17 protein-coding genes are annotated in these 16,344 nt (G+C 57.8%); all 17 read left to right on the forward strand.

The window, feature by feature from the left end; genetic code table 11:
- The first annotated feature begins 35 nt into the window (after window positions 1-35).
- The 17 genes from ACFPQ4_RS11225 (at window position 36) to spoIIE (ending at window position 16,338) form a co-directional block, all read left to right on the forward strand.
- Complete coding sequence (locus tag ACFPQ4_RS11225; protein ID WP_378111945.1) at window positions 36-1,061, forward strand: ABC transporter substrate-binding protein; 1,026 nt, start codon at window positions 36-38, stop codon at window positions 1,059-1,061.
- Between the two features lie 6 nt (window positions 1,062-1,067).
- A complete protein-coding gene (locus ACFPQ4_RS11230; RefSeq protein WP_378111946.1) occupies window positions 1,068-1,937 on the forward strand; it encodes an ABC transporter permease in 870 nt (289 codons plus the stop codon).
- Between the two features lie 24 nt (window positions 1,938-1,961).
- On the forward strand, window positions 1,962-2,762 hold the full coding sequence (locus tag ACFPQ4_RS11235) for an ABC transporter ATP-binding protein (RefSeq protein ID WP_378111947.1): 801 nt from the start codon (window positions 1,962-1,964) through the stop codon (window positions 2,760-2,762).
- Window positions 2,763-2,822: 60 nt separating this feature from the next.
- Window positions 2,823-3,470: an energy-coupling factor ABC transporter permease gene (locus ACFPQ4_RS11240; protein WP_378111948.1), complete on the forward strand. Its 648-nt coding sequence runs from the start codon at window positions 2,823-2,825 to the stop codon at window positions 3,468-3,470.
- The gene (locus ACFPQ4_RS11245; RefSeq protein ID WP_378111949.1) at window positions 3,467-3,817 is read left to right on the forward strand and encodes a PDGLE domain-containing protein; all 351 of its coding nucleotides are present in this window, start codon (window positions 3,467-3,469) and stop codon (window positions 3,815-3,817) included. Before ACFPQ4_RS11240 ends, ACFPQ4_RS11245 begins: the two co-directional genes overlap by 4 nt.
- Window positions 3,786-5,366 carry a cobalt ECF transporter T component CbiQ gene (gene cbiQ, locus ACFPQ4_RS11250; protein WP_378111951.1) on the forward strand — a complete coding sequence of 527 codons (1,581 nt, stop codon included), beginning with the start codon at window positions 3,786-3,788 and terminating at the stop codon, window positions 5,364-5,366. Before ACFPQ4_RS11245 ends, cbiQ begins: the two co-directional genes overlap by 32 nt.
- 198 nt (window positions 5,367-5,564) lie before the next feature.
- On the forward strand, window positions 5,565-6,107 hold the full coding sequence (gene spoVT, locus ACFPQ4_RS11255) for a stage V sporulation protein T (protein WP_378111952.1): 543 nt from the start codon (window positions 5,565-5,567) through the stop codon (window positions 6,105-6,107).
- Window positions 6,108-6,253: 146 nt separating this feature from the next.
- A complete protein-coding gene (locus ACFPQ4_RS11260) occupies window positions 6,254-7,978 on the forward strand; it encodes a polysaccharide biosynthesis protein (RefSeq protein WP_378111953.1) in 1,725 nt (574 codons plus the stop codon).
- Window positions 7,979-7,986: 8 nt separating this feature from the next.
- Window positions 7,987-9,468 carry a bifunctional methyltransferase/pyrophosphohydrolase YabN gene (yabN, locus tag ACFPQ4_RS11265; RefSeq protein ID WP_378111954.1) on the forward strand — a complete coding sequence of 494 codons (1,482 nt, stop codon included), beginning with the start codon at window positions 7,987-7,989 and terminating at the stop codon, window positions 9,466-9,468.
- Window positions 9,469-9,675: 207 nt separating this feature from the next.
- Window positions 9,676-9,948, forward strand: coding sequence for an HU family DNA-binding protein (locus ACFPQ4_RS11270; protein WP_378111955.1), 273 nt, complete (start codon window positions 9,676-9,678; stop codon window positions 9,946-9,948).
- A gap of 3 nt (window positions 9,949-9,951) precedes the next feature.
- Entirely contained in the window at window positions 9,952-10,230 is a 279-nt protein-coding gene (locus ACFPQ4_RS11275; protein ID WP_378111956.1) for an RNA-binding S4 domain-containing protein, read from the forward strand.
- 118 nt (window positions 10,231-10,348) lie between these two features.
- Complete coding sequence (locus tag ACFPQ4_RS11280; RefSeq protein ID WP_378111957.1) at window positions 10,349-11,416, forward strand: lactonase family protein; 1,068 nt, start codon at window positions 10,349-10,351, stop codon at window positions 11,414-11,416.
- 62 nt (window positions 11,417-11,478) lie between these two features.
- Entirely contained in the window at window positions 11,479-11,760 is a 282-nt protein-coding gene (gene yabP, locus ACFPQ4_RS11285; RefSeq protein WP_378111958.1) for a sporulation protein YabP, read from the forward strand.
- Entirely contained in the window at window positions 11,757-12,347 is a 591-nt protein-coding gene (gene yabQ / locus ACFPQ4_RS11290) for a spore cortex biosynthesis protein YabQ (RefSeq protein ID WP_378111959.1), read from the forward strand. The genes yabP and yabQ overlap by 4 nt, the downstream gene beginning before the upstream one ends.
- 104 nt (window positions 12,348-12,451) lie before the next feature.
- The gene (locus ACFPQ4_RS11295; RefSeq protein ID WP_378111960.1) at window positions 12,452-12,760 is read left to right on the forward strand and encodes an FtsB family cell division protein; all 309 of its coding nucleotides are present in this window, start codon (window positions 12,452-12,454) and stop codon (window positions 12,758-12,760) included.
- 129 nt (window positions 12,761-12,889) lie between these two features.
- Window positions 12,890-13,330, forward strand: a complete 441-nt coding sequence (locus ACFPQ4_RS11300) for a S1 domain-containing RNA-binding protein (RefSeq protein WP_378111961.1) — start codon at window positions 12,890-12,892, stop codon at window positions 13,328-13,330.
- A 461-nt stretch (window positions 13,331-13,791) separates the two neighbouring features.
- Window positions 13,792-16,338: a stage II sporulation protein E gene (spoIIE, locus tag ACFPQ4_RS11305; protein ID WP_378111962.1), complete on the forward strand. Its 2,547-nt coding sequence runs from the start codon at window positions 13,792-13,794 to the stop codon at window positions 16,336-16,338.
- Window positions 16,339-16,344 lie beyond the last annotated feature (6 nt).

Consider the following 16,344-nt stretch of genomic DNA (forward strand, 5'->3'; position numbering starts at 1 on the left):
TATTACTTAAAAGATACGATAAGGGAGTGGGAGTCATGAAACCGAATCCGAAAAGTCCGCGCAAGTTAGTATTTGCCCTGTTGTCGACCGTGTTGATCAGCGCATTGCTGTTGTCCGCCTGTGGTGGCAACAAAGATAACGCAAGCGACTCGAGCGAGCCGATCAAGATCGCGCTTAGCCCGTGGCCGGGCTGGTTTTTCTGGTACCTCGTCGAGGAAAAGGGATTTTTCGAGAAGCATGGCGTCAATGTCGAGCTGGAATGGTTCCCGGTATACAGCGACTCCCTTCAGGCGCTCGCGACAGGCAAAGTCGATGCGAACAGCCAGACGCTCTCGGATACGCTACCCGCCGCATCCAAAGGCATCAAGCTGAAGGCGGTGCTCGTCAACGACAACTCCAACGGGGGAGACGCCATCGTCAGCAAACCGGAATTTTCGTCCATTAAAGACTTGAAGGGCAAGACGGTCGCGACCGAGCTCGGTACGGTCGACCACTTGTTGCTCCTAACCGCCCTGGAACAGAACGGCATGTCGGAGAGCGACGTGAACTATACGAACATGACAGTCAACGATGCGGCTCCGGCCTTTATATCCGGGAAGACCGATGCTTCCGTCTTATGGGAGCCGTTCCAGACGACCGCGGTCAAGGAAGGCAAAGGCAAGATTCTGTTCTCGTCCAAAGATACGCCGGGACTCATTCCGGATTTGCTCGTGTTCAAGCAAAGCGTCATAGACAACCGTCCGGACGATGTGCAAAAGATCATCGATGCTTGGTTCGACGCCCTCGCCTACTTCAAGGATCACGAGCAAGAATCGATCGAGTTGATGGCCAAGAAGGCGGAGACGTCGCCGGAAGACTTCAAGCTCGGACTCGACAGCATCAAGCTGTTCAGCGCTGCGGATAACGTCAACGCGTTCGGCGTACGCGAAGAGTATACGTCGCTTGCGTTCACGGGCAAGAAGACGGCGGAATTCCTGAAGAAGCTCGACATGATCACGTCGATTCCGGACGTAGAAGCGCTGCTAGAACCGAAGTTCGTCCAAAAAGCCTCAGGAGAGTGATCCGACATGAATACGGCGAATGAGCAATCGGGAGGACAACAAGTCGCGGCGATCCCGTCCGTTACTCCAAGCGCGGCGAAACAGGCTAGAACGAAGAAACGCCATGTGATGCAAATTTTCGAGGACGTTCCGAAGAGCAACTTTGGCATCGTCGCCGTCATCTCCTTCGGGATCATGCTGGCCATCTGGTCCGTGCTTAGCTACGGCGAGTTCGTGAATCCGCTTTTCCTGCCGACGCCCGGCAGAGTGCTGAACACGATGTTCGATCTGCTTGGCACGTCCACGTACTGGCATCATATCGGAATTAGTATTTTCCGCGTTAGCGCGGGCTTCGTACTAGCCTGTATCGTCGGCATACCGATCGGCTTGTTCGCCGGTACTTACCGGTACGGGGAAGCATTCGTGGAGCCTCCGATGGAGTTCATTCGCTACATGCCAGCCGTCGCGTTCATTCCGCTCATCATGGTATGGGCGGGGATCGGCGAATGGGCGAAAATATTGCTCATTTTCATCGGTTGCTTCTTCCAGCTCGTGCTTATGGTCGCCGCGGACACCCGCCTCGTCTCCAAAGACTTGGTGCAGGCGGCGTTCACGCTCGGGGCGAGCCGGTGGCAAGCGATTCAGACGGTCATTATTCCGGCTGTTCAGCCGAAGTTGCTCAATACGATGCGCTTGATCCTTGGATGGGCATGGACGTATTTGGTCGTCGCAGAGCTCATGGCGGTTAACAGCGGTCTCGGATACGCGATCTTGAAGGCGCAGCGGTTCCTGAACACCGATCAAATTTTCGTCGGCATCATCGTCATCGGACTTCTCGGACTAATCAGCGACCGGATATTCGCGTTTCTCAACCGTCGCTTCTATCCGTGGGTTTAATACAGGACAAAGGAGGCGTCAGCCATGAGCGAGGCCGTTCTGCAAGCTGTCAAGGTTACCGGTTCGGGATCCATCTCGATCCAAGGTTTAGGCAAGACATTTAAGGCAAAGAAGACGGAATTCCGCGCTTTAGCCAACATTAACCTGGAGATCGGCGCGAACGAGTTCGTGACGATTGTCGGTCCGTCCGGGTGCGGCAAATCGACGATTTTGCGTATCGTCGCCGGATTGGAGGAGTCGTCCGAAGGCGAAGTCCGGCTGGACGGGGAGCTTGTCGTCGGTCCCGGCGCGGACCGGGGCATGGTGTTCCAAGGGTATACGTTGTTCCCGTGGCTGTCCGTTCGGCAGAACATCGAGTACGGGCCGAAGCTCAAGGGGATCTCGATTCTCGATCGGCGCCGCATCTCCAACCATTATTTGCGGATTACGCGCCTAGAGCGGTTCGCTAACCATATCCCTAAGCAATTGTCCGGAGGCATGAAGCAACGGGTCGCTATCGCGAGGGCGATGGCCAACGAACCGAAGGTGCTGCTCATGGATGAACCTTTCGGCGCGCTCGACGCGCAGACGAAACTCGAGATGCAGGAAGCGCTTCTGGAAATGTGGGATACGGAGAAGACGACGGTCTTGTTCATTACCCACGACATCGATGAAGCGATCTTCCTCTCCCAGCGCATCGTCGTAATGGGAGCGGGACCGGGGCGCATTTTGCGCGAGTTCCCCGTCACCCTGCCCGCGGAGCGCACGCCCGAGGTACGGGAGCATCCGGAATTTCTGAAGCTGCGGCGGGAATTAGCGGCGTTGCTGAAGCATAAGGAAGAGTAGTCGAAAGGCTTGACGAGCCGACGGGGATAAGGGATCATTGGAAAAAAGGAGGGGAAGTCGATGCATATCCCTGACGGATTTTTGGATGTGAAAACCTGCGCGGCAACGGGGGCTCTAGGCGCTGCATCGGTCGCTTATAGCTTGCGCAAGGCGCGGTTGTCGCTTTCCCGTTCCGAAGTTCCGAAGATCGCCCTCATCGGCGCGTTTATCTTCGCGGCGCAAATGCTTAACTTCCCGATCGGAGGCGCGACGTCCGGACATTTTCTCGGGGGAACGCTCGCCGCGATCTTGTTCGGGCCTTCCGTGGCGGTTATCGTCATGACGTCGGTGCTCATGATCCAAGCGCTCGTGTTCCAAGACGGCGGATTAACGGTGCTCGGGGCGAACATTCTGTGCACTGGCGTAATTGGGATCTATACGGGGTATGGCTTCTATCGCCTAGGGACCGCTCTGCTTAGAGGCCGAGCGTCGTCCGTCGTCACCTTCGTCGCCGCGTGGATCTCTATCGTGACGGCTGCTGCCGGGGTAGCTTTCTTGCTGGCATGGTCGGGGACATTCCCTCTCGACATCGCCCTGAAGGCGATGGTCGGTTGGCATAGTCTGATCGGAATCGGAGAAGGACTTCTGACAGCGATGGTCGTCGCCTACTTAACGGAGCGCAAGATCGCGATCGAGCCTGCGCAGACGAAGGGGGTTCCGCTAACATGAACGAGCCTCGCAAAGTGACGGGCAGCAAGCGCAAGTGGATCGTCCTTGGGGTGATCACGCTGCTGGCCGGAGGGATTATCTCTTATTTCGCTTCTCCGCGCCCGGATGGGCTTGAGCGAGTCGCGGAGGACCATGGATTTCTGGACAAGGCGAAGACGCCGTCTTGGACGGCTTGGATAGCGGATTACGAAGTGCCGGGCATCCATGTGCCGATCGTAAAGGTAGGCTTGGCCGGACTTATCGGCGTAGGCTTGCTTTTCTTGGTGCTCTATCTACTAACAGGCTCTTTAACGCGCCGTGGCAGGGGGAAAGAAGATGTCGGGGAAAGTGACCGTCACCCTTCGTGAGAACGAAGGCATAAGGCCGCTAATCGCCAGCCCTTCCTACCGGCTGTGGACGGTAGCGGTTCTTCTCGTTACGATCGTCGCCTTACGACAACCCGCCGTTCTCGCCGGAACGGCAGGGTTGTTCTTGTTTGTAATGCTATGTTGCGGCATCTCGCTCCGAATGATCTTGCGCAGAATGCTGCTGCTCATCCCTTTCGGGGCAAGCGCCGCGCTGTTCATTCCGTTTCATACGGCCGGACGCCCTGCATTCAAAGTGCTCGGCTATACGGCCACGTCCGAAGGCGTTGAACGGGCGGTCGTCTTGTTATTGAAGCTGGCGGGCGCGAACCTGCTTATCACCTACTTGATCGCGGTCACTCCGTTGTTCGTGTTGATCCGCAGCTTGAGGGCTATCGGCATTCCCGCGATCATGCTCGAGATGATGTCGCTGCTGCTGAGATACTTTTTCCTCCTCAAGGAGGAGGCGCGAGGCATGTCCAAGGCGCAGCGCTCGCGAGGGATGAAGACGTCCGGCTGGCTCTGGAACGCGCTAACGTATAAGCGCTTTGGGCAGTTGATGGGGGCGTTGTTCGTTCGCGCTTATTTAAGAAGCCAGCGCATTTATATGGCGATGTCCGCGCGAGGCGGATTCGAAGGGGGAAGAAGCGTGGAACGTCTTGCGGAGACGGATCGTACGGTACCGGTCGTAGAGGTCAAAGCTGTCTCGTACGCTTATGGCAACATTCAAGCGCTCAAGGGCATAAGCTTCGATATTGCCAAGGGAACGAAGGTTGCGCTTATGGGGCCCAACGGGGCGGGGAAGTCTACGCTGATTTCGCTCTTGAACGGGCTAGAGCTCGCTCACGCGGGAGAGGTGCGGCTATACGGCGAGACCGTTAACCGGTCGAACGAGCATCGCCTGCGGCGGAGCGTCGGCGTCGTCTATCAGGACCCCGACGATCAGATCTTCTCCGCGACGGTGCTGGAGGACGTCGCTTTCGGACCGCGCAATCTCGGCTTATCCGCCGAGGAAGCGGCGGAGCGGGCGGCAGAGGCGCTCAGCAGCGTCGGAATGCTGGAATACAAGACGAGATCGCCGTTCGAGCTAAGCTACGGCCAGAAGCGAAGGGTAGCGATCGCTGGCGTGCTCGCCATGCGGCCGGATTTCATCATTTTGGACGAACCGATGTCGTTCCTCGATCCGCGGGGGCGAGATGAGCTGCAGGAGTTGCTGGAACGGATGCATCGGAGCGGGCTCACGATCATGGTCGCGACGCACGACGTCGACTTCGCGGCGGAATGGGCTGACCGCGTGCTGCTGCTCAAGGACGGCAAGTTGCTAGCCTCGGGAACTGCGGAATTGCTGTTCGACGACGAGCTGCTGACGCAAGCTTCGCTCCATCTGCCTCGGTTGGCGCGTCCGTTTCGCATGCTGCAAGGCGCCGAGGACCTGCGGCCGCGCTCGGTGAAGCAAGCGGCGCAGCTCATCTGGAAGCTGATGAACCGCGGCGGCGAATATGCCAAGGAAACGGGGAAACCCTTAGAAGGCGACCGGATCGCCAAGCCGTGAACGCGCCCGGAAGCAAGGTTGGTGGATTGCACCAGTGCAGGGCGAGCGCATAAGAAAATGGGAGAGGTTGAATACTACTATCACGACTCAATGACACCTTTTTCCGAACGTTATCTAGCGCTCGTCATAAAGGCCGGAAGTCATATGCACCGGTAGCACGCAGGTTAATACATCAACGAAAGTGGGGCAACACGAGCTATGAAAGCAACCGGGATTGTACGCCGTATTGATGACCTGGGGCGGGTTGTCATTCCGAAAGAAATTCGCCGCACGCTTCGGATCCGTGAAGGGGATCCGCTGGAAATATTCGTGGATCGCGACGGAGAAGTTATCCTAAAGAAATATTCCCCGATCGGGGAGCTAGGCGACTTCGCCAAAGAATATGCCGAATCTTTGTCGGAGAGCACGGGGCATATTTGTCTGATTACCGACCGCGATACTGTCATTGCCGTAGCGGGCGCACCTAAGAAGGAGTTTCTGGACAAAGCGATCGGCACGTTGCTCGAGAGCTGCATGGAAAACCGGAAAATCCTTCTTGAACCGGGGGCCGGCAACCATGAGATCATGCGCGATAACAACGATGCCAACGGCTCGTTGGTCGCGGCGCCGATCGTCGCCGGTGGCGATCCGATAGGGACGGTCGTCCTGATCGGCAAGGACGATTCGGTTTCCGTAGGCGAAATGGAGAGCAAGATGGTGGAGACGGCCGCCGGATTTCTAGCGAAGCAAATGGAGCAGTAAATCTGCTTAAATAGATGATAACGAAGCGTCTGCACCCGCCGAGAGGAAGGGGACAGACGCTTTTATGTGCGATTATCAAGTATAATATTCGCAATACTTGCTAAATCGCCTCATGGGAATGAAGCGGGAATGGGGAATGGACGTTCATGTCGTCGTCGGAAAAGGTAGAGGGAACAGGCAAACAAGGGGCTAAACAAGCGCTATGGCAAGGTGCCGCGTTGCTGGGCGGGGCTGCGCTGTTATCCAAGCTGATCGGGACGTTGCAAAAAATTCCGCTGCAAAACATGGCCGGGGACGAGACGTTCGGCCTGTATAGCGCGGTATATGCTTTGGCGATCATGTGGATGACGCTCGCGGCCGCAGGCGTGCCCGTAGCGGTCAGCGTGCTCGTCTCGGAGCGCGTGGCCGTAGGCGACGAGCACGGCGCGCAGCGCGTGCTGCGCTGGTCGCTGAGCCTGCTTGGCGCGAGCGGGCTCGTCATGTTCGCGCTGTTGTGCTTGGGCGCGGATCATTTCGCGCATGGGATGGGCGTGGACGAAGCGGCATCCGCGATCCGCATGTCGTCCATCGCCCTGCTGTTCGCGCCGGCGACTGCCGTGCTTAGAGGTTACCGGCAAGGACGGATGCAGATGGTGCAGCCGGTGATCTCGCAGATCGTCGAGCAAATCGCCCGCGTCTCGTTCATGCTCATTATGTTAATTTACGCCGTGCATGCGGCTTGGTCGCCTTCGTCGACCGCGGCTGCCGTTCACGGCGGATTAGCGACCGGCGCCGTCGCCGGACTGATCGCCATGCTATGGGGTCAGTTGCACTGGCGCCGTCGCGGGGAACCGCTTGTCATACGGGGCAAAGGCGCCGGTTCGCGAGTGACCGGCTTGGCTGGACGCGCGGCTATCCAGTATCCGGAGTCGCGCAAGAAGCTGCTCGGACGCATTGCGGCGGTTGCTATCCCGGTGGCCGTTGCTTCCGTCGTCGCGCCGTTATTCGGACTTATCGATGCTTTCTCGATCCCTCGGCTACTCGGACAACGAACGGATGCGACGTCCGCCTTCTCCCTTGCGGAGTTCGGCATCTACAATCGCGGCGTCGCTTTGAACCAGCTCGTTATAATGGCTGCGGCCGGCGCGGCCGCAGCGCTCGTGCCCGCCTTCACGGCGGCTCGCGCACGCGGAGACGACGCGGAGCTCGGCAAGCGGGCGCTGTCCGCTACCCGTCTAGCGTGGTGGTTCGGCACGGCCGCCGCCGTAGGCTTGGCGATTCTTGCCGGACCGATCAACGTGTCGTTGTTCTCCGACGACAAAGGTACCGGCGCGCTTGCGATCATCGCGATCGCCGCCGCGGGCGGCACGCTGCAAGCGGTCAGCTCGGCGCTGCTCCAAGGGCTCGGCGACATGCGCTCGCCCGCCGTCAACCTCGCCGCCGCCGCGCTCTTCAAGCTCACGCTCAACGCGGTGCTCGTCCCCGCGTATGGCATACGCGGCGCAGCCGCCGCGATGGCCGCGGCCTTCGCCGCCGCGGCACTGCTCAACGCGCTAAGCTTACGCCAGCGCGTCCAACTGCCCGCCCCGCGCCTAAGCGTCGCGTGGCGCTCCGCCGCTGCGCTCGCCGCCATGGCGGCAGCGGTCGCGGCTATCGCGCTAGCGCTCGGCGCCCTAACCGGCGCCTTGCCCGCGCGCGCGGCGGCGCTGCTCACCGCCCTGCCGGGCATCGCGCTCGGCGCCGCCGTATTCGCCGCGGCGCTAGTCTCCTTCGGCGCCGTCGCTCCTAGCGAGTGGCGAGAGCTGCCGGGCATCTCCGGCACCCGCATCGACGGCTGGCTGCAGCGCATCCATGCTGCAGCCCTCAAACGCAACCTAACCAAGGAAGGATGACCTTACCTATGCCAGCTTCCATTACCGTCGTCGGGCTCGGCTCCGGCGGCGAAGATCAATTGACACTCGGCGCGCTTAAGACGCTAGAACGCGCTTCGCATCGCTATGTCCGCACGTCCGACCATCCGGCAGTCGCCGACCTGAGCGAGCGGGATATCGTCTTCACGTCGTTCGATTCGATTTACGAGCAGCACGATGCTTTCGAGGACGTGTACGAAGCGATTGCGTCCCGACTGCTTGAACTCGCACAATTGCATCCTGATGAGACGATCGTCTACGCCGTTCCCGGCCATCCGATGGTCGCCGAGCGCGCCGTGCAATTGCTGCGCGAGCGTGCGCCGGCCAACGGCACGCAGCTCACCATCCTCGGCGGAGAGAGCTTTCTGGACCAAGCTTTCACGCGGCTCGGCTTCGATCCGATCGAAGGCTTCCAGCTGCTTGACGCGTCGGGTTTGACGCGCGACATGCTGCGTCCGCGCATGCATACCGTCATCGGGCAAGTGTACGATCCGTTCACCGCTTCGGAAGTGAAGCTGACGCTCATGGGCGTCTATCCGGACGACCATCCGGTGACGATCGGGCAGGCGCTGGGCGTGCCGGGTCAGGAGTCGATCCGCACCGTACCGCTGCACGAGCTCGATCGCCAAGCGGACTACGGCAATCTTATGCTCGTCTACGTTCCCGCCAGCATGGACGACAGGCTGCTCCGCGGATCGTTCGAGCGGCTGCATGAGATCGTCGCCACGCTTCGCAGCCCGGAAGGCTGCCCGTGGGATCGCGAGCAGACGCACTTATCGATTCGCAAAAACTTCATCGAAGAGACGTTCGAAGCGATCGAAGCGCTCGACAACGACGATCCGGACGGCATGAAGGAAGAGTTCGGAGACGTGATTTTGCAGGTGCTGCTACATAGCCAGATGGAAGAAGAGGTCGGCACGTTCGACGTATTCGACGTGCTCGCCGAGTTGAACGACAAGCTGATCTTCCGCCATCCGCACGTATTCGGCGGCGAGAACGCGCAAGACGCCGAAGAAGCGCTTCGCAACTGGGAGCAGATGAAGGCGGAGGAGAAGAAGCGCAAAGGCGTGCCGGAGCGCGAGTCGTTGCTTGACGGCATTCCGAAGGATTTGCCCGCTTTGCCGCGCGCGCACAAGCAACAGAAGAAGGCAGCCGGCGTAGGCTTCGACTGGCCGGATCTCGGCGGCGTTTTCGACAAAATCGAGGAAGAGCTCGGAGAGCTTCGCCACGCTTCCGAGCACGAGACCCGCGATCGCCAGCAAGACGAGCTAGGTGATTTGCTGTTCGCCGTCGTGAACGCGTCGCGGTTCCTTAAGGTCGATCCGGAGGAGGCGCTTGCGGGTACGAATCGCAAGTTCGCGCAACGTTTTCGCTACATCGAAGAGCGGCTACGTATGAGCGGGAGAACGTTCGGGGATACTAGCTTGATAGAGATGGAAGCGTGGTGGCAGGAGGCGAAAAGCCTAAGCTAGCTACAAAGTTACCTAAAACTTACGTAAAATCCGACGAAATTCCCATACTTTCTACCTATTTCGCGATTTTTTTTGAATGTTCGGCAGGATTTTTTTAGTAAGTAACAGAATAATATTCATCGTGTATTAAACAAACAGCGTTCCAGCAAGCCTTTGGGCCTTAGGCGGGACGAAATATGAAAAGAATCATTAGGAGGAATAAGTAACATGAACAAAACCGACCTGATCAACAACATCGCAGAAAAAAGCGGCTTGACGAAGAAAGACGTAGAATCCGTATTGAACGGCTTCCTCGGCGAAGTTACGGACGCACTTGCTGGTGGCGACAAAGTTCAACTGATCGGCTTCGGCACGTTCGAAACGCGCAGCCGTTCCGGCCGCGTTGGCCGCAACCCGCAAACGGGTAACTCCATCGAGATTCCAGCTTCCAAAGTTCCTGCTTTCAAAGCGGGCAACAAGCTGAAAGACGCCGTTAAGTAATTCATGCGTCTGGATAAATTTTTGAAGGTGTCGCGGCTCATTAAGCGCCGCACCGTCGCGAAGGACGTGTCCGATCAAGGGCGCGTCCTTCTGGGCGGTAAAGAGGCTAAGCCAAGCACGACGATCAAGATCGGAGACGTGCTGGATGTTCAGTTCGGACAGCGCACGCTGACGGTTCGCGTGGAGAAGCTTAGCGAGTCGACGCGCAAAGAAGACGTCGAAGGCATGTATACGGTGCTGAAGGAAGAGGCGCGCAAGAAAGAAGAAGATCCTTTCCTGTAAGCCGCTCGCATCTGGGTCAGACGACAAGCACCGCCTTCGGGCGGTCTTTTTTTATAGCAGGAAAAGATAGGAATGCTTTATAATGATGCAAAGTAACAATCGGAAAGGGGTACACCACATGGCGAAAGCGATAGAAATATGGATCGGCGCGTACGGAAGCAGCGAGGAGGTCGGTGTTACCCGGCTCAGTCTCGACCCGGACGCCGCGACGTTGACGAAAGAAACGGAGTTCACGGGTATTCAGAATCCGTCTTTCCTCACGATGGATAAGTCGGGACGGTATTTGCACGCGGTTAGCGAAGTGTCCACGTTAGGCGGACAGCCCGGCGGGGAAGTGGTCACCTTCGCCATCGAAGAAGAAGGCACTTCGTTACAGGAAGTCATGTCTCACCCGACGCTCGGGGCCGACCCTTGCTTCGTCATGCTCGATCCGAGCGAGCGGTGGCTTGCGGTGTCCAACTACAGCGGCTCTTCGGTTGTCGTATACCCGGTTGAGCCGAGCGGCGTGCCCGGCGCGGTGAGCGTACGCTTCCGCCATTCCGGCACGGGACCTAACGCGAGCCGCCAAGAAGCGCCGCATCCGCATTCGGCGGTGTTCAGTCCGGACGGGCAATTCCTGTTCATCCCCGATCTGGGCATGGATAAAATCATGGTGTACGCGCTTGATTCGGACAAACGGGAATGGGCGGTGCACGATGCCGTCAATCTCGCGCCCGGCGCGGGACCGCGTCATATGAAATTCCACCCTTCGGGCAAATACGCCTACGTCATCAACGAGCTGGATAGTACCGTAACCCGATTCGACTACGCGCAGCCTGGCAAGCTGGAGAAGCAAGAGAGCGTAACGACGCTGCCGTCGACGTTCGAGGGCGAGAGCTGGTGCGCGGAGATCGTCGTATCTCCGGACGGCCGATTCGTCTACGCCTCCAACCGGGGGCACGACAGCTTGGCGATTTTCTCGGTCGATGCCGACACCGGAGAGCTTCGCGGCGCGGGCTTCGTCTCCACGCGCGGCAAATACCCGCGCAACTTCGCGATTACGCCCGACGGACAGTGGCTGCTCGCGGCGAACCAACACTCCGATTCGGTCGTGCTGTTCCGGGTGGATTCGGCGACGGGCTTGCCCGTCTACGCCGGCAACGAGATCGCGATCAACAAACCCGTCTGCGTCTATATCCGCCCGTAACCGCGAGTTCTAATCGCAGCCTGTCCCCCATAAGCTAGTCTTAAAGGCTAGGGGGGAGCGCCATGGAACAAAGCAAGGGGATCAAGCATCAGGAAGTTCGCATGTTGAACCGCAAGTCGCTGGATATATCCGGCGTCAACAATGTGGAAAGCTTCGACAACGAAGAGTTTCTGCTTGAGACCGAGTGCGGGTTTCTGACCGTTCGGGGCCAAAACCTTCATATGAAAAACTTGAGCTTGGAGCAGAAGCTCGTCTCGATCGAAGGCTCGATCCACTCGCTTGTTTATTTGGACGGTCAATCCGGGAACAAATCGAAAGGTTTGTTCGGAAAGTTGTTCAAATGAACGCGGCGGAACAATGGACGGCGATCGGAGCGATGATCCTTTGCGGACTCGCGATGGGTACCGTTTTCGACGTCTACAGAGTCGCGAGCCATCGGTTCCATATCGCGCGGTGGTTGTTGCCCGGGCTGGACGTCGTCTATTGGGCGGCTGCGACGTTCGCCGTATTCAGCCTTCTCCTCGACAGCAACCACGGCGAAGTGCGGATGTACGTGTTCCTCGGACTGGGCATCGGCGTCACCGGGTACTTCGGGCTGTTCAGCCGAACGGTCGCCAAAGTGACCGGGTGGCTGATCGAGCGACTTCAGCAGCTGTTCAGAGGATTATGGCGCATAGGCGATGCGTTGTTGTTCAAGCCGCTGGCCTGGATCGTCCGCTTGCTCGCCAAGCTGCTCGACATCGTATTCGTCGTTATCGCCGCTTTGTTGTTATGGGTCGGCAGACTTCTGTTCAAGCCTTTATCGAAGCTGGCGAAGTGGATATGGGCGAAGCTCCTGCCGGTGCGCGTGAAATTCCGTCCGGTCGTCCAAGCCTGGCATAAGATAAGGGATAAATGGCGGGAGATCGTCGCGATTTTCCGTAAAAAATAACAGCTGCACGATTCGACAGCCTTATAGACGGAATTGCATCGTAAGAAGGATATTTTCGATTAAACCATTTATGCTATAATAAGCGCGAGAAAGGAGGCATCGGCATGTCAACTCGCACCATGGCGACGACATCGGCAACAACCGGCGTTCGCAGAAGAATGAAGCTGCTGTTATTTGTTATGGTTATTTTCATGAGCTGGGCCGTGTACGTCCTGTACGTGCAGCACGGGCTCATGGGAGATCGGGCGGGCGACTTGCAAGAAGCTGACAAGAAGCTTAACGATGCCACCGTTCAGAGCGAAGCGCTTAAGCAGAAGATCGTGCAATTGAACGATCGGGAGTACGTGGAAGAGCTCGCGCGCAAGGAACAAGGAATGGGTTATCCGGGAGAAATCCCGCTCGAAATAAAATAAAAAGGCCATAAGATGCGCTGCTGCTGGGCGCACGTCTGTTGACCTCGGTTTCAATTCTCGGTTATAATCGGCATAACCGAACTTATGTAGTTCGGGCACAATTATGTTCAGGGAGGAACATCGGTTTTTATGGCCATCGAAGTAGGCACCAAACTTGAGGGTAAAGTTACCGGCATTACGCATTTCGGAGCGTTCGTAGATTTGACGGGCGGCGTTACGGGACTCGTACACATTTCCGAAATCGCAGACAGCTATGTTAAAGACGTTCATGAACACTTGAAGATTAATGACATGGTTACGGTTAAAGTCATTAACGTGGACAAAGACGGAAAGATCGGTCTGTCCATTCGTCAAGCCGTGGACAAACCGCCGGAGCAACAAACGCAGCCAGCTCAACAGCGTGGACCACGCGATCGTGGAGGACGCCCCTTCAAGCAGGGAGGACCAGGAAGATCTCCTTCTTTCGATGACAAGCTGACCAGATTCCTTAAGGACAGCGAAGAGCGGATTTCCAACCTGAAGAAGAGCACCGAATCCAAACGCGGCGGACGTGGCGGTCGCCGATCGTAATAGATGAACGCAAACCGAACCGATGAGGTTCGGTTTTTTGTTTCTGAATAACCTCCGACATAAACGGATTGCGCCAGCCCTTGGGACGGTGCAATCCGTTTATGCTTGTGTCCAAATATTTGAAAATTTTAACCTGCCCAATCATTCGCGGGTTTCCGGCATAGCGGCGCGGATCGCGTCCGCTAAAGCTCGATTCGGCATCGGCATCCGCCGTCGGAAGCGCGCCTATTGTGATGTCGTAATCCGTGCGAATCGGTCGGGCAACGGAGTGCAATTCAGATCATAAGCCATGCCAGTCGCGGGTTTGCCCGTGTCGCCGAGTTGTCGCCAAGAACGCGCTTTAACCGGGCCGAAGCTGTCGGAAAAAACTTTTTTCCCGCCAACCGTTTCTGACAAACTTTCCCTGCACGCCCCCCTATAATTAAGAACACAAATCAATATGGTGAATGGGGTGTGCGTTTATGGACAAGCCGTCCGTTGTTCCCTTCGTTCCTCGCGCAGGAACCGGACCAGCCTATGCGCCTGCGGTAAAGCGGCAGAAACGGTGGTATTCCAAAGGCGGTGCGGACAACCGCATGGCAAAGGGCGACCCTCCGGAGAAGTTGTTGCACAGGTGGGGCGCGGCGATTCGGGAGCAGATGTGGCTCCTTCTCGTTATCGTTGCGGGGTTTTTACTCGGACGAGCGGTTATGCTGGAGGGCTTGGCGCCTTTTGCGGCCGCCTACTTCGGCGTCGTGCTCTATATGCGAAGGGAGTTCGCGTTCTGGGCGGCGCTCGCGACCGTAGCAGGCAGCTTCTGGTCGCCGGATCCGATGCCCGCGCTCATCTGCGCGGAAATCGGAGTCATCTATTTGTTGCACAGAGGGCTCGTGCTATATGAACGAGCGGATCTCTCTCACGCGCCGGTCGTCGTATTCGCCGCTTCTTTGCTAGTGCGGCTGTTTAACACATTGCTCTTGGACAAGCCTACGTGGTTACCCTACATACTTACGTTGGTGGAAGCCGGCTTAGCTTTCGTGCTCACGTTGTTGTTCATTCACTCCTTGCCCATACTGACCCGTACGCGAAAAGCCGCTCATCTGCGGCACGAGGAATGGGTCGGACTCGTTATATTGTTGGCTTGCTTGCTTACCGGATTAACCGGATGGACCGTATATGGCGTAGCGGTCGTGTATGTGTGCTCCCGTTATTTCGTACTATTGGCTGCATTTGTGGGAGGGCCTGCGATCGGCACATCCGCCGGAGTCGTCGCCGGGATGATCCTCAGCTTGTCCGATTTGGCGGCAGCCTCGAATATCGGCTTGCTTGCGCTCGGCGGCTTGATGGCCGGACTCATTCGCGAAGGCGGCAAAGCGGCGACCGCGTTCGGGATGATACTCGGAACGTCGGTATTGGCGTTGTATGCCGGAGATGCTGCCACGACGATGAGCTCGACGTGGGCGACGGTCGCTGCCGCCATTCTTCTGCTGCTTACGCCGCGCTCAGCAGCGGAGTCACTATCAAGATATGTGCCCGGCACGCTCAATTATGCTCAAAATCAACGAGAATATGCGCAGAAGGTGAGAGATTTGACCGCCGAGCGGGTCGAGCGGTTCTCGGAAGTATTCCGCCAGCTGTCGCGCAGCTTCCGGCAAATTACCCAAGCCGGGGAGACGATGCGGCAGAGCCAAGACGTCGACCATTTCGTGAACGCGGTTCACGAGAATACATGCAATAGCTGTCATCGAAGAGGGCTATGCTGGGACGGGCAGTTTTTCCAGACGTACAAGCTCATGACGGATATGATGACGACGATCGAGAACAATCCGGCGGTACGGGCGGTACAGCTGCCGAAGAGCTGGAATCGGACATGCGTCAAAATCCCGCTCGTGCTCGACGTGCTGAAACGAGAGTCCGAGATGTACCGCCACGACTTGCATTGGCGGCAGCAGCTTCAGGACAGCCGGTTTCTGGTCGCGGATCAATTGTCCGGCGTGTCGCAGGTCATGGACGACCTCGTTAAGGAAATTCGCCGCGAATCGAAGCAGATGGATGTGCAGGAGGAGCAAATTCGCGATGCGCTCGATCAGTTAGGGCTGGCGATCCAGAGCGTCGATATTATTAGCCTGGAGGAGGGTCATGTGGAAATCGAGATGGTGCACGCGTTCCGATCCGGATTCGACGAATGCCGGAAAATGATCGCGCCGATTCTAACCGAAATTCTCGGAGAGACGGTAACGGTCAGCTCGGAACGCGGCGGAGTGCCGACGGCGCATCAATCGACGGTCATGTTCTCGTCGGCCAAAGTGTTCGAAGTGGAGACGGGAGTGGCCGGCGCCGCCAAAGACGGCGACATCCTGTCCGGCGACAGCTTCAGCATGATGGAGCTGCCCGCGGGTAAATTCGCGGTCGCGCTTAGCGACGGAATGGGCAACGGAGCGAGGGCGCGCATGGAGAGCAGCGCGGCGCTGTCGATGCTCGAGCAGCTGCTGCAATCCGGCATCGACGAGCGGCTCGCGGTTAAGTCGGTGAACTCCGTCTTGCTGCTCCGCTCCCCCGAGGAAATGTTCGCGACCGTCGACTTGGCGCTGATCGACTTGCATTCTGCCACCGCGACGATGCTGAAGATCGGATCTACGCCTAGCTTCATTAAGCGAGGGCGGGAGATTATTCCGATCGCGGCGGGCAACTTGCCTATCGGTATCCTGCAAGATATCGAGATCGATCTGCTTCGCGTCCAGCTGCAGCCCGGAGATATTCTCATCATGATGACCGATGGCATTCTAGATGCGCCCGGTCATGCGCTCAATAAGGAGCAGTGGATGAAGCGGGTGCTCCAGGAGCTTGACGCGGACGATCCGCAAGATATAGCGGACGCGTTGCTCGAGACTGCGCTCAAGCAGTATCCGGGCGGGGTGAAAGACGATATGACGGTTATCGTCACCCGTATCGCGAGGCACCAGCCGGAATGGGCGGCCTTCCGTTGGCCGGGCTTCCACCGGATGGAGCGGCCAAGGACGGTGAGTTAATGACAT

It is taken from the genome of Cohnella yongneupensis, assembly GCF_042655785.1.
Classification (GTDB): Bacteria; Bacillota; Bacilli; order Paenibacillales; family Paenibacillaceae; genus Cohnella; species Cohnella yongneupensis.